This is a genomic window from Streptomyces sp. NRRL S-31, from assembly GCF_000718775.1.
In the GTDB taxonomy this organism is placed as follows: domain Bacteria; phylum Actinomycetota; class Actinomycetes; order Streptomycetales; family Streptomycetaceae; genus Streptomyces.
Map to the genome: position 1 here is coordinate 52,521 of NZ_JOCB01000002.1, position 12,970 is coordinate 65,490.

The following is a 12,970-nucleotide window of genomic DNA, read 5'->3' on the forward strand; positions in this document are numbered from 1 at the left end:
GTGCTTATCGTCGTACGACACGACAAGTCCACGTCTCGGTGATCTCGTCTCATCCGACGGACACCTCTCCTCCGGGCCGCCTCCCAGCGGTTAACCTCCTGTCGTGGCCGACATCCAGATTCCCGCTGACATCAAGCCCGCCGACGGACGCTTCGGCGCGGGCCCCTCCAAAGTGCGGACCGAGGCGCTGGACGCCCTCGCCGCCACCGGCACGTCCCTGCTGGGCACCTCCCACCGCCAGGCGCCGGTCAAGAACCTGGTCGGCAAGGTCCGCGAGGGCATCTCGGAGCTGTTCTCGCTGCCCGAGGGGTACGAGGTCGTGCTCGGCAACGGCGGCTCCACCGCGTTCTGGGACATCGCCACGCACGGCCTGATCGAGAACAAGTCGCAGCACCTCAACTTCGGCGAGTTCTCCTCCAAGTTCGCCAAGGCGGCCAAGCTCGCCCCCTGGCTGGCAGAGCCGACGGTCGTCGCCGCCGACCCGGGCACCCACCCGGAGCCGCGGGCCGAGGAGGGCGTCGACGTCTACGCCCTCACCCACAACGAGACGTCCACCGGTGTCGCGATGCCGATCAAGCGCGTGGCCGGCGCCGACGAGGGCGCGCTGGTGCTGGTGGACGCCACCTCCGGCGCGGGCGGCCTGCCGGTCGACATCGCCGAGACCGACGTCTACTACTTCGCCCCGCAGAAGTCCTTCGCCTCCGACGGCGGCCTGTGGATCGGCGTCTTCTCCCCGGCCGCGATCGAGCGCGCCGAGCGCGTCCACGCCTCCGGGCGGCACATCCCGGAGTTCTTCAGCCTGCCGACCGCGATCGACAACTCGCGCAAGAACCAGACGTACAACACCCCGGCCCTCGCCACCCTCTTCCTGCTGAACCAGCAACTGGAGTGGCTCAACGGCCAGGGCGGTCTGGCCTGGTCCACGGCCCGCACCAAGGACTCCTCGACCCGCCTGTACTCCTGGGCGGAGGAGGCCAAGTACGCCACCCCGTTCGTCTCCGACCCGGCCAAGCGCTCGCAGGTCATCGGCACGATCGACTTCGCCGAGGAGATCGACGCCGCCGCCGTCGCCAAGGTGCTGCGCGCGAACGGCATCGTCGACACCGAGCCGTACCGCAAGCTGGGCCGCAACCAGCTGCGCGTCGCGATGTTCCCGGCGATCGACCCGGCGGACGTCGAGGCGCTGACGAAGTGCGTCGACTACGTCATCGAGAAGCTCTGACCCTCGGGTACGACGGCGAAGGGCGCCCGGTGTTCGTCACCGGGCGCCCTTCGTGTGTGCGACGCGTCAGGCGAACTGCTGGACGAAGGCGTGCCAGCTGTCGCGGGAGACGGTGAGGAGGGGGCCGTCGTCCTGCTTGCTGTCCCGGACGACCCGACCGCCGGGGGCTGTGTCGGCGACCTCTACGCAGTTGTTCTCCGGCCCCGAGTACGAGGACTTCCAGAAGGGGCTTACAACCTCGGTCACGATGTGTCTTCCTTCAGGCTGCGCAGTATGTCTCGGACGAGTTTCGCGCTCGCGTCCGGTGTCAACGCTGACGATCGTAGTAGGTCGTATGCATTGGCGTAAGCGGTAAGGTCCTTGGCCCCTTCGAGAACCGAAGTGCCCCGGAGATTGTCCATGGTGACAGCTTCGACCGTCGGCTCCTCGTCGAAGCTGAAGGAGGAGAAGGCGGAGGTGTAGCCGGCGAGGACGCCTGCACTGAACGGCAGCACCTGCACGGTGACGTTCTTCCGCCGCCCGATCTCCAGGATCGCGGACAACTGCTCCCGGTGTACGTCGACGCTCACCAGTGGATGCGCGAGGACTCCTTCCCAGAGGATGGCCGTGTACGAGGCTCCGCCCTCTTCGATCTTCGCCTGCCTCCCCGTACGGACCTTCACCAACTGGGCGGCCCGCTCCGGCTCGATGCAGTGCGGACCGGCCGCGATGACCGCCTCCGCGTAGGCCGGAGTCTGCAAGAGCCCCGGCACCATGATCGGCTGCCACTCCCGGATGTACGTCGCGTCGTCCTCGAGCGCGATGTGATCCACGTAGTCCGGCCGCAGATGCTCGGCATGTTCGAGCCACCACCCACGTTTCTTGGAGTGTTTGGCCAAGTCCTCCAGTTTGGCGCGGACTTCCGAGTCAGTGATGTCGTACGCGTCGAGCAGCAGCCGCACCTCGATCACACGCGGTGTGGCGTGTCCGCTCTCGATGCGGCTGATCCTGGCCTGGCTCGTGGCGATCACCTCGGCGGCTTGCGGCTGGTCGAATCCGGCGGCCTGCCGGTATTGCCTGAGCGCCGTGCCGAGACGCCTGCTGCGCACGGTCGGCCGTCCACCTGCGGGCATGAGATCTCCCCTCTCCTGCGGAGACCATGCCACATCGGCACCCTCTCAGGTGTGTCATAACTCGATCGAGTGAAACGACTGCATGTATTCGCAGATTCGTATTGCGCGATGGTGCATGCATTCCTAGGTTCAGCCGCATGCCGACAACGGAAACCTTCCGCATCCCCACCCGCAGTCACCACGTCCCCACCGCCCGGCACCACGTCAGGAAGATCCTCGCGGACTGGGGAATCACCGACGACCTGGCCGACCGGGCGATCCTCTCGGTCAACGAACTCGTCACCAACGCCGTGAGCCACTGCCGGGTCGGCTCCGCACGCGTCCGGGTCACCCTCATCCTGTGCGACAGGGAACTGGTCCTGGAGGTCTCCGACCCGGACCGGGACCACCTCCCCCGGCCCCGCGATCCCGGTCCGGACGAAGAGGGCGGACGCGGACTCGCGTTGGTGGCCGCACTGGCCGACACATGGGGGCATCGTCGGGGGCCGTACACCAAGACGGTGTGGGCCTGTTTCACGCTCGGTGCGACGGAGGCGTGACGGGCCGGCCTGCCGGGGACGCGGTACTCCCGCCCTACGTCGTCAGACCCTGATGCTCCGGCGCACGCGGGCGATCACCTGCTGGGCCTCGGCGCCGTAGACGGCCGACTCCGCGAAGGTGTCCCACACGCGGCGGTAGAGAGCGATCGTTTCAGCATCGTCCAGCCAGAGTTCGGCGTGCCAGTCCTCGACAGTGACCAGTCGGTCATCCAGGATCCAGAACGAGTTGCCCGGCGGCAGTCGCAGCCCCGCGTCCAGCGGCACGATACCGAGACGGACGGTGTCCATACCCACCACACCCAACAGGCGATCCATCTGAGCCGCCAGCACCTCCGGCGGACACATCTGCGCCCGCAACGCCGGCTCCCACATGAGGACGTTCAGCCGCCTGCCGGGGCGATACAGCCATTCCTGCCGCTTCATCCGAGCTCGTACCGCAGCCTCCGCGTCCTGCGGGGAGCGACGGAACTCCGCATGCCGTTGGAAGATGTTCCGGGCGTAGTCCGCGGTCTGAAGCATGCCGTTGACCACATGGTCGTCCCACACATGCAGGGTTCGCGACTCGCTGACGAGGGTGTTCCACGTCTCCTGCACAGGAGCGTGTCCTACGGCAAGCAGTCGCTGCCAGGAACGGATGTGGCTTTCGAAACCCTTCAAGCGGGCGCTCAGTTCAGGAAAAACAGAAGGCAGACCCACCGCCTCGGCCCATTCCTGGAGGTCATTGTCCGTGGGGGTCTGCCTGCCGTTCTCCAGCTTGCTGACCTTCGACTGCGGCCATCCCAGCCGATGGGCCAGTTCGGTACCGGTGAGTCGGCCATCAGGGCTCTCGACACGCAACTCCCTGAGCCTGCGGCCCAGTTCAGCGCGTGCTCTCTGATAGTCCGTACTCACCGCTACCCGCTCTTGCCCCTACGCGTCGTCTTGCACCTCCGCCGTGAACCGCTGCCACGGTACGGCGTGATGCCAAGCAGCATCCCGCACCATGCAGCAGCGCACCACCTCTGCGGGCTCCGTGATCAGGTCGACATGCGTGAGCTGATCGTCGTCATCGAACCGCAGGAGCGCGATCAGACGGCTGTCGAACAGCCAGAAGTCCTCCGCCGGGAGCCGAAGCCGGTCCGCCTCCGCACGCCAGAGGTTACGGATGTCCTCACCCAGGCCGCTGTTCCGCTTGGCGTTGTCGAGTAGGTACAACTGCCCAATGGTCGGCGGTTGGTCAACAATCCGCACGCGCTCGACGCGCTTGCCCTGTGCTGTCTGAGCGCGAATCGTCTGGCAGTACTTGCTGTCCGCCGATCCCCAGTCGGCTTGCCCGGTCTCCACGAACTGCCGCCAGTTGTCGTTGGCTTCGTCGCTGGCGTACCGGCGCCGCGTCTCCAAGCGCCAGGCCGTGTGCTCGAATTGGCCGAACAGGTCGCTGAACTCGTCCAAGCCGATCGTCCGCACCTGCCGCGTCCGTTCCTTCGGCGTCCAATCGACGAGCAGATCCCTCGGCACCACGATGGCGACTTCCCCCTCCGAGAGGTGCTCGAGCTGTGCGACATCCTCAGGGTCCGCGAGCGGAGGCCCGTGGACGATCACCTCCCCGGTGTCCAGATCCTCATGCACAGACGGGCATCCGCCGCCGCTGCTCCCCGTCCCGTTGAACCGCAACCTACGTGCCATCTACGACCACCTCTTGAGGCTCGGTGATGTTGCAGGCAGAGCATCTCGGTTCCTCTGAGTGAATGTCCATGCATCCAGAGTGACCGCACGAGAATAATCGCGAATATTCGCCGCCTTGCTCCATCCCCCACCCCTACGGTCGTCCGGCAGCGGTCGGTCCCGGCCGTTGCAACCGAGCAGGAAGGTGCAGTGATGACGGACGGAATCGACCTGTACGCCCTCGATCTCAGCGGCGCCTCGTTCGTGAAGGCATGTGGGGGCAACACACACCCGGACGGTGAGGCATGCGTGACCCTGGCCCGGATCGGCGAGGACGCCTGGGCCCTCGGTGACAGCAAGCGGCCCGACGCACAGCCGCTGCGCTTCACCTCGTCCGAGCTGGAGGCCGCCGGCCTGGACCCGACCCGGTTCGGCCTGTCGGTCTGAACCGTCGACCGGTCCCGGCGTGGTGGAGCCGCGTCGGGACCGGCCGCCCTCCGCCCTCCTCCTACGCACCGACTCGGACACCCCGTGCACCACCACGCCTACCTCTGGACCGGCCCCAAGGCCCGCTTCGACCAGGAGGCACTGCGGCGCCCGCCGCACCCCGAGCCGCCCCCGCCCGGCAGCGGCCCCGAACTGGTCCAGCGCTACCGGGCGGCTGCCGCCGACTTCCCGGTCTCCCCCTTGCCCCCACTGGAAACGGCGCACTGGCTGATCAAGCCCCGTTCCCTGGTACGCGGAACCTGGTCGGAGCCTTCGGCGGCCGGGGCCTGGCTCGGCGAGCGGCTGGCCGAGTACGCGGGCCGGTTCGCCTCGCCCGCGCAATGCGAAGGAGGCCGTCTGGCCGCCCTCGTCGGCTCGGCCCGCGAGCGGCTGGCCACCGGTGGTGACGTCTCGCTGGGCTTCTACCTCGAACGGCCCGCGTTCCTGTCCCTGGCCCTGGTCACCTGCGCCCCCAATCGCGCCCGCCCCGATCTGTCCTGCCCCCTGCGTGGCTGAGGGGCGACCGTCGAGGGGTCCGGTGACAATGGCGGGATGGGTGTGTTCCTTTCGGTTTCCCACGGTGTGTCCGCACGCCGGTCCCGCGCTCTCCTGACCGCCTCGGTGCTCGTGGCCGCCCTGGGCGGTGCCGCCGCTCAGGGCGCCGAGGCCGCCCCCGCCGCCCCCTCCGCCATCACCGCGTCCGAGCCGGCCGGACGCTACGCGGGGAAGGCCGTCGCCCTCGGCGAGGACCTGGTGGCCGTCCTGCGCGACGATCCCCAGGCGGGCGGTCCCGAGGTGTGGGTTCGTGCCGTACCACCGCACTGGCAGCCGGGTGACGCCTACATGTACCGCGTCCTGGACACGCTCGACCGCGACCACCTCGCGACCACCCAGCGCGGTCTCTCGCTGCGGCTGACCGGCGCCGACGGCCCCGCGCCCGTGCTCCTGGCGACCGGCGGCCGGGCCGGCCCGCGCACCTTCCCGCTGCCGAAGGCCGGCACCCCCGACGCCCGGGGCTGCACGGTCGTCACGGAGCACGCCATCGGGGCCGGGACCGTCGCCGTGCTCAGCAACGGCCTGCAGGGACCCTCGGCGTTCTTCAGGAACGCCGCCGACGGCACGCGCGTCGGCGGCGTCGTCGACCGCGCCCATCCCGCGCTGCCGAGGAGCGCCGGCTTCGCCGCCCGCCTCGTGCGTCCCGACGGGCCGGACCCCGGGCTGGTCACGGACATGGAGGGCGGCGGCCACCCGTCGGACACGATCCCCTTCCCGGCCCCGGGGTGCGTGAGCTGACCCCCGGGGCGCGTGAGCCAAGCCCCGCGTACGAGAGCCGGACGACCGGCCGCCTCACCCCCGCCGCAGCCGCCGCAGCCCGAGGAAGGCCGCCACACCGGCCGCGATGATCACGGCGCCCACCGTGAGGCTGGGGCTGCCGTCCTTCTCCGCCGCGTGCGGGCCGCCGTCGCCCGCCGAGGGGGACGCGGCGGGCCGGTCCGGCGCGTCCTTCGCCTGCACGGCGCTCTCCGCCCCCTCGCTGCCGTACATCAGCCGGGTGCCGTCGGCGGAGTACGACACGGACTCGCCCTGCCCCTGGAAGGGCACCTCCAGGCGCCCCTTGCGGGTGATCCGGCCGCCGTTCCAGTCGTAGTACACACCGCCGAAGTAACCGCGTACGGCGAGTTGCCGGCCGTCCGGGGAGAAGGCGGCGTCGGTGGCCCACAGGTCGACGGGGGCGACGGGACGGAAGACGTTGGTGCCGGACGCGGAGAGGGTGGCCGGGCCCTCGTACAGGTGCCCGCCCTCCTCGTTCTTGTCGATGATGTAGACGCGCCCGGTCTTCGGGTGGACGACCAGCGACTCGGCGTCCCGGGGACCGTTCTCGTACTTCACGACGTACTGCGTGGCCGTGACCGTCTGGTCCGTCAGCCGCTTGGGCTCGGGCAGGCGGTAGATCCACACATAGGGCCACTTGCCGCCGAAGTTGTCGCCGATGTCGCCGACGTATATCTCGTTGTGCGGCCCGATGGAGATGGCCTCGACGTCGCGCGGGGAGCCGATGCCGCGCAGGGTGACCCGGGCGACCGTCTTGCCGGTGGCGCTGTCCACGGCGTACAGGTACGGCCCGTCGTCGCTGTCGTTGTGCGTCCAGTAGACGCCCGGGTGCAGCCGGGAGGCGGCGAGTCCGCTGGACTCGGTGATCCGCGGGTCCTTGATGGTGAAGCCGCGGTCTCCCGCCGTCCCGGCGGTCTTCCCGGCGGCGGAGGCGGGCAGGGCACAGGCGCCGGCGAGCAGCACCCCGGCGAGGACGGCGAACGATCGACGCATGCCCCAAGACTGCCATTTCCCGCGGGGGTTCGGAGGACGTGGCCCGGCTCACAACCCCCGCCGGTCCCCTCGGTCCCGGTGATCGTCCATCATGAGCGGATGCTCAGGTTCATGTTCGTGGGCGACTCCATGACGATCGGGAGCGCGGGCGAACACACATGGCGTCACCGGTTGTGGCGGCACCTGTGCGGGGAGTACGGCGGCCCGTTCACCTTCGTCGGCCCGCGCGAGACGCTGTACGACAAGCAGGCCGACGCCCCGGTGTCCCTCGCCTACGCCGACCCGGACTTCCCGCGCGCCCACCTGGCGGGCTGGGGCGAGGGCTGGCTGCACATGGCGCCGCTGATCGGGGACGCGGTGCGCGCCCACCGGCCCGGCATCCTGCTGGTCTCGCTGGGCCTGATCGACCTGGGCTTCTACACCAACGCCGAGCAGACGGCGGAGAACGTGCGGGCCTTCGTCGAGGGCGCGCGGGAGGCGGATCCGCGCATCCGGATGGTGCTGCTGCCGGTCATCCCGAACATCCGGGCCGCGGCGGACGCGTCCTTCGCCGAACAGGTGGACCGGTTCAACGTGCTGCTCGCCAAGACGGTCGCCGACCTGGACGAGCCCCGCTCGCCGCTCCTGCTGGCCTCGCCCCCCGAGTCGTACGACATCCACACCGACACCTACGACGGCACCCACCCCAACGCGCACGGCGAGCACCGGATCGCGGAGGCGTTCGCGGGGGCGATGTGGGAGGCGTGGGGCATCGGACAGCCGTACGCCGCCGGCCGGGGCTGACCCGGGAGACGGGACCGAGCGCGTCCGCAACCGCCGTGCGCCCGGCGCTGCCTGCCGGACGTTCGCCTGATGCTTGCCTCGAGCGCACTCCAGGCCGTTGGCTGGTGGACCATGGAGTACACGCAGCTCGGACGCACGGGACTCAAGGTCGGCCGGCTCGTCCTCGGGACGATGAACTTCGGTCCGCAGACCGACGAGGCCGACAGCCACGCGATCATGGACGCGGCCCTGGACGCGGGCATCAACCTCTTCGACACCGCCAACGTGTACGGCTGGGGCGAGAACAAGGGCCGCACCGAGTCGATCATCGGCAACTGGTTCGCCAAGGGCGGCGGCCGGCGCGAGAAGGTCGTGATCGCGACCAAGGTGTACAGCAGCATGGCCGCCGACGGCCGGACCGCCTGGCCCAACCACGACAAGCTCTCCGCGCTGAGCATCCGGCGCGCGGTGGACGCCAGCCTGAAGCGGCTCCGGACGGACCACATCGACCTCTACCAGTTCCACCACATCGACCGCAACACGCCGTTCGAGGAGATCTGGCAGGCGATCGACGTCCTCGTCCAGCAGGGCAAGATCCTCTACGTCGGCTCCAGCAACTTCCCCGGCTACAAGATCGCCCAGGCCAACGAGGCCGCCGCCCGCCGCTCCGGCACCATCGGCCTGGTCAGCGAGCAGTGCCTCTACAACCTCGCCGAGCGCCGCGCCGAGATGGAGATCATCCCGGCCGCGCGGGAGTACGGCCTCGGTGTCATCCCGTGGTCGCCGCTGAACGGCGGTCTGCTCGGCGGGATCATCAAGAAGGAGGTCCAGGGCGGGCGCCGCGCCTCCGGCCGGGCCGCCGACGCCCTCGCCGACCCGACGGTCCGCGCGCGGATCCAGTCCTACGAGGACCTGCTCGGCAAGCACGGGCTGGAGCCCGGCGAGGTGGCGCTGGCCTGGCTGCTCACCCGCCCCGGGGTGACCGGCCCGATCGTCGGACCGCGCACCGCCGGGCAGCTGGAGTCGGCGCTCCGGGCGGTGGAGCTGGAGCTGAGCGAGGAGCTGCTCGGCTCGTTGGACGAGATCTTCCCGGGGCCGGGTCCGTCCCCGGAGGCGTTCGCCTGGTAGGCGCCCGCCCGTCGGATGCGCGGGGAGCCGCGCGACCGGTGACGGCGGAGCCGCGGCCGGCCCCGGCCGCGGTTCCCCTCCGCTCCTAGCGCCTCTCGTTTGGATCATGCCGGGCTCGCGGGCCCTGGCACCACGCCTCGCCGCGTTGTCGTCGGTTGCCATGGCTCCGCCATGGCGCCCTCCTCCGCCTTGCGATGCACGGCACCAGACCCCGCTCCCTGATCCGGCCTGATCCAAACGAAAGACCCTAACGCCCCGCCGAAGCCAGGGCCACCACCACGAACATCAACACGAGCGCACCGGCCATGATCCGGTTCCGGGTTTTCGGGTCCACGTATTCGAGACTAACCGGCCCCGCCCAGTGCCCAGCGGCCGACCACCTCGTACCGCGGCTGCTCCCCGGGCGTCCCGCCCCGCGGCAGACGGCTGCGCACCAGTGCCAGGTCGGTGACCTCCCAGCTCCGGCCGGAGAACGCGCGCAGCAGTTCCACGTACGGCCGCACGTCCATCCCGTCCCGGCCGCGGGCCAGCGTCAGATGGGCCTTGTACCGGCGGGGCTCCCCCATCGGCACCCCGGCCTTGCGCGCCGCCGCCTCCGCCCGGCCGGCCAGCAGCCGCAGCTCGGCCACGTCTCCCCGGGCGCCCGCCCACAGCGCACCGCCGAACCGGCCACCGCCCGCGACGGCGAGGGTGAAGGGCGCGGCGTGCCGGGCGGCGCGGGCCAGCCGGTCCGTCAGGGCGGGTACGAGGTCGTCGGCGACCTCGCCGTAGAAGGCCAGGGTGAAGTGCCAGCCGGGGCGGCCCGTCCAGCGCAGCCGGCCGGCGTCCGGCAGCCGCCGCAGCCGGTCCACCTCCGCGGCGATCTCGTCCGCGACGTCGTCCGGGGGCAGCACGGCGGCGAAGAGTCTCATGCCCTCACGATCCCAGACGCCGGTGGGCATGATGGGGCGATGACGATCACCATCCGAGAAGGCGGGCCGGAGGATCTCCCGGCGATGCTCGGCATGCTCGACAGCAGCGTGGAGTGGCTGGTCGCCCGGGGGCGCACCCGCCAGTGGGGCACCGAGCCCCTGTCGGGGCGCGCGGGGACGGTGGCGGCGGTGACGCGCGCCATGGCGGCGGGCACCACGTACATCGCCGAGGTGGACGGTGTCCCGGCCGCCACGCTCACCCTCACGGACGCGCCCGGCTCCTACCTGTCCCACCTGCCGCCGCCCGGCGAGCCCGAGCGGTACATCCACTGGCTCGCCTCCGACCGCCGCTTCCGGGGCCGGGGCGTGGGCGCCGCCCTGCTGGCGCACGCCGCCGAGGTGACCCGGCGGGCCGGGGTGGGCCTGCTGCGCGTGGACTGCTACGCCGGTGACGACCGCGGGCTCGTCGCCTACTACGAGGCCAACGGCTTCACACCGACGCACACCTACACCCACGGCCCGGACGCCTGGCCGGGCCAGGTACTGGCCCGCAGAACGGACTGACCCCCTCCGAGACCTCGGAGGGGGTCGGAGCCCGCCACCGGACTCCCGACAGCGAACCAGGTCCGGGACCGCCCGGCGGCCCGGAGCCCACCCTGGACCCCGGGGCATCGGCCCGCGGCCCGAAGTCCACCCGGACCCCGAAGCCATCGGCCCGGGGCCCGAAGCCGCCTTCGGACCCCGGGCCGCCGGGGAACCGGCCGGCCGACGCCCGGCGAACCCCCGGAGGGCTACGCCGCGGCAGCCAGCCGTTCCCGTTCGCGCGGGACGAAGCGGACCCGCGGATGGCCGCCGTGCCAGCCCACCGACAGCCGCAGACCACCGATACGGGACAGCACCAGACCGATCGCACCCGCCGCGACGACCGACACCACGCCACCGGCCGCGAAGCCGATCCGGGCGCCGTAGGTGTCGGTGATCCAGCCGACGACCGGCGCGCCCAGCGGAGTGCCGCCCATGAACACCATCATGAACAGGGCCATCACCCGGCCGCGCATGGCCGGGTCGGTGGCCATCTGCACCGCCGTGTTCGCGGTGACGTTGACAGTCATCCCGAAGATCCCGATCGGGACCATGAGCAGCGCGAACAGCCAGTACGACGGGGCCACCGCGGCCACGGTCTCCAGCGCGCCGAAGGCCAGCGCGGCGGCGATCAGCACCCGCAGCCGGGCCGTGCCGCGCCGGGCGGCGAGCAGGGCGCCGACCAGGGAGCCGACGGCCATCAGGGTGTTGAAGAGGCTGTAGGCACCGGCGCCGGCCCGGAAGACGTCGTCCGCGTAGGCGGAGAGCCACACCGGGAAGTTGAAGCCGAAGGTGCCGATGAAGCCGACCAGGACGATCGGCCAGATCAGCTCCGGCCGCCCGGCCACGTAGCGCAGGCCCTCGCGCAGCTGGCCCTTGCCGCGCGGCGCGCGCTGGACCACGTGCAGTTCGCGGGCGCGCATCAGCAGCAGACCGGTGATGGGCGCGGCGAAGGACAGGCCGTTGGCGAGGAACGCCCAGCCGGTGCCCACACCGGTGATCATCAGTCCCGCGACGGCGGGGCCGACGAGCCGGGCGGACTGGAAGTTCGCCGAGTTCAGGCTGACCGCGTTCTGGAGCTGGTCGGGGCCGACCATCTCGGAGACGAAGGACTGGCGGGCCGGGTTGTCGACGACCGTGGCGAGGCCGACGGCGAAGGCGGCGACGTAGACGTGCCAGACCTGGACATGGCCGGTGAGGGTCAGCGCGGCGAGCGCCAGTCCGGTGAGGGCCATCGAGGTCTGCGTGACCAGCAGGGCGGGCCGCTTGGGCAGCCGGTCCACGAGGACCCCGCCGTAGAGGCCGAACAGCAACATCGGCAGGAACTGGAGGGCCGTCGTGATGCCGACGGCCGCGGAGGAGCCGGTGAGGCTGAGGACCAGCCAGTCCTGGGCGATGCGCTGCATCCAGGTGCCCGTGTTGGAGACGACCTGGCCGATGAAGAAGAGGCGGTAGTTCCGGATCTTCAGCGAGCTGAACATCGAGGACTTGCGGGAAACGGGTGTCGTAGCGGCGGTCGGTGCGGGGGCGGAAGGTGTTCCGGATCCCGTACTCAAAGGGTTTCGCCTCCTTCGGTGGCTGCTTACAGGTGTGCGAGCTTCTCCAGCACGGGGGCGGCGGTGCGCAGGGCGGCCCACTCGTCGTCGTCCAGGCCCTCGACCAGGCCGGCGAGGAAGGCGTTCCGCTTGCGGCGGCTCTCCTCGAGCATCGCCTCGGCCTGTTCGGTCTGGGTGACGACCTTCTGGCGCCGGTCCTCGGGGTGCGGCTCCAGCCGGACCAGCCCCTTGCCCTCCAGCAGCGCGACGATGCGGGTCATCGAGGGCGGCTGGACGTGCTCCTTGCGCGCCAGCTCACCCGGCGTGGCCGAGCCGCAGCGGGCGAGGGTGCCGAGCACCGACATCTCGGTGGGGCTCAGCGACTCGTCGACCCGCTGGTGCTTGAGCCGACGGGACAGCCGCATCACGGCGGAGCGGAGGGCGTTCACGGCGGCAGCATCGTCGCCATGGGTAAGATCCGGCATGTTCTTTAGCGTAACTCATTACTCTGACTAAAGACCACCGGGGCGCACCCGCACGGCCGTGATGCCCGCCACTGCCGGAAAGAACACCGGGGAGAGCATCGTGGAGAACACCGGGCAGCCGCCGGACAGCCGTCGGGGAACCGCCGGGTGAAAAGAACGAGCGCCCGGGACCGTGCGGGTCCGGGCGCTCGTTCGGGACGGCCTCGGGGCTCCCTCTGTGGAGGGGCTACGGGGCCGGG

The 12,970-nt window shown here is 70.8% G+C and carries 16 protein-coding genes; 8 read left to right on the forward strand and 8 right to left on the reverse strand.

The window, feature by feature from the left end:
- Nucleotides 1-103 precede the first annotated feature (103 nt).
- The gene (serC, locus tag IF37_RS0101210; protein WP_030734640.1) at nt 104-1,222 is read left to right on the forward strand and encodes a phosphoserine transaminase; all 1,119 of its coding nucleotides are present in this window, start codon (nt 104-106) and stop codon (nt 1,220-1,222) included.
- Between the two features lie 66 nt (nt 1,223-1,288).
- Here the strand turns inward: serC and IF37_RS0101215 are convergent, their stop codons facing one another.
- Both IF37_RS0101215 and IF37_RS0101220 read right to left on the reverse strand, forming a co-directional pair.
- Nucleotides 1,289-1,468 (reverse strand): DUF397 domain-containing protein, encoded by a 180-nt coding sequence (locus IF37_RS0101215; protein ID WP_030734643.1) that lies wholly within the window; start codon nt 1,466-1,468, stop codon nt 1,289-1,291.
- Complete coding sequence (locus tag IF37_RS0101220; RefSeq protein ID WP_030734646.1) at nt 1,465-2,334, reverse strand: helix-turn-helix transcriptional regulator; 870 nt, start codon at nt 2,332-2,334, stop codon at nt 1,465-1,467. Before IF37_RS0101220 ends, IF37_RS0101215 begins: the two co-directional genes overlap by 4 nt.
- Nucleotides 2,335-2,471: 137 nt before the next feature.
- On the opposite strand from IF37_RS0101220, the gene IF37_RS0101225 reads away from it, so the two are divergent.
- Complete coding sequence (locus IF37_RS0101225; protein ID WP_030734649.1) at nt 2,472-2,873, forward strand: ATP-binding protein; 402 nt, start codon at nt 2,472-2,474, stop codon at nt 2,871-2,873.
- Between the two features lie 42 nt (nt 2,874-2,915).
- Here the strand turns inward: IF37_RS0101225 and IF37_RS0101230 are convergent, their stop codons facing one another.
- The gene (locus IF37_RS0101230; RefSeq protein WP_030734651.1) at nt 2,916-3,764 is read right to left on the reverse strand and encodes a helix-turn-helix transcriptional regulator; all 849 of its coding nucleotides are present in this window, start codon (nt 3,762-3,764) and stop codon (nt 2,916-2,918) included.
- A gap of 18 nt (nt 3,765-3,782) precedes the next feature.
- Nucleotides 3,783-4,538, reverse strand: coding sequence for a DUF6879 family protein (locus tag IF37_RS0101235; RefSeq protein ID WP_030734654.1), 756 nt, complete (start codon nt 4,536-4,538; stop codon nt 3,783-3,785).
- Between the two features lie 192 nt (nt 4,539-4,730).
- Here IF37_RS0101235 and IF37_RS0101240 point away from each other — a divergent pair, with 192 nt between their 5' ends.
- From IF37_RS0101240 to IF37_RS0101250, 3 genes are all read left to right on the forward strand, one after another.
- Entirely contained in the window at nt 4,731-4,964 is a 234-nt protein-coding gene (locus IF37_RS0101240; protein WP_030734657.1) for a DUF397 domain-containing protein, read from the forward strand.
- 84 nt (nt 4,965-5,048) lie between these two features.
- Nucleotides 5,049-5,519, forward strand: a complete 471-nt coding sequence (locus IF37_RS0101245; RefSeq protein WP_030734660.1) for a hypothetical protein — start codon at nt 5,049-5,051, stop codon at nt 5,517-5,519.
- 36 nt (nt 5,520-5,555) lie between these two features.
- Nucleotides 5,556-6,296, forward strand: a complete 741-nt coding sequence (locus IF37_RS0101250) for a hypothetical protein (protein ID WP_158727265.1) — start codon at nt 5,556-5,558, stop codon at nt 6,294-6,296.
- Between the two features lie 54 nt (nt 6,297-6,350).
- Here the strand turns inward: IF37_RS0101250 and IF37_RS0101255 are convergent, their stop codons facing one another.
- Nucleotides 6,351-7,328 (reverse strand): hypothetical protein, encoded by a 978-nt coding sequence (locus IF37_RS0101255; RefSeq protein ID WP_030734667.1) that lies wholly within the window; start codon nt 7,326-7,328, stop codon nt 6,351-6,353.
- 99 nt (nt 7,329-7,427) lie between these two features.
- Here IF37_RS0101255 and IF37_RS0101260 point away from each other — a divergent pair, with 99 nt between their 5' ends.
- Together IF37_RS0101260 and IF37_RS0101265 are read left to right on the forward strand one after the other, a co-directional pair.
- Nucleotides 7,428-8,111: a GDSL-type esterase/lipase family protein gene (locus IF37_RS0101260; protein WP_030734670.1), complete on the forward strand. Its 684-nt coding sequence runs from the start codon at nt 7,428-7,430 to the stop codon at nt 8,109-8,111.
- Between the two features lie 111 nt (nt 8,112-8,222).
- Nucleotides 8,223-9,218 carry an aldo/keto reductase gene (locus IF37_RS0101265; RefSeq protein ID WP_030734673.1) on the forward strand — a complete coding sequence of 332 codons (996 nt, stop codon included), beginning with the start codon at nt 8,223-8,225 and terminating at the stop codon, nt 9,216-9,218.
- 344 nt (nt 9,219-9,562) lie between these two features.
- Here IF37_RS0101265 and thpR read toward each other — a convergent pair whose 3' ends face one another.
- Entirely contained in the window at nt 9,563-10,129 is a 567-nt protein-coding gene (thpR, locus tag IF37_RS0101270) for an RNA 2',3'-cyclic phosphodiesterase (RefSeq protein ID WP_030734676.1), read from the reverse strand.
- 39 nt (nt 10,130-10,168) lie between these two features.
- Between thpR and IF37_RS0101275 the strand changes: the two genes are divergently transcribed.
- Complete coding sequence (locus tag IF37_RS0101275; RefSeq protein ID WP_030734679.1) at nt 10,169-10,693, forward strand: GNAT family N-acetyltransferase; 525 nt, start codon at nt 10,169-10,171, stop codon at nt 10,691-10,693.
- A 227-nt stretch (nt 10,694-10,920) separates the two neighbouring features.
- Here IF37_RS0101275 and IF37_RS0101280 read toward each other — a convergent pair whose 3' ends face one another.
- Both IF37_RS0101280 and IF37_RS0101285 read right to left on the reverse strand, forming a co-directional pair.
- Nucleotides 10,921-12,267, reverse strand: a complete 1,347-nt coding sequence (locus IF37_RS0101280) for an MFS transporter (RefSeq protein ID WP_253915594.1) — start codon at nt 12,265-12,267, stop codon at nt 10,921-10,923.
- 26 nt (nt 12,268-12,293) lie between these two features.
- Nucleotides 12,294-12,731: a MarR family winged helix-turn-helix transcriptional regulator gene (locus IF37_RS0101285; protein ID WP_030734685.1), complete on the reverse strand. Its 438-nt coding sequence runs from the start codon at nt 12,729-12,731 to the stop codon at nt 12,294-12,296.
- Between the last annotated feature and the right edge of the window lie 239 nt (nt 12,732-12,970).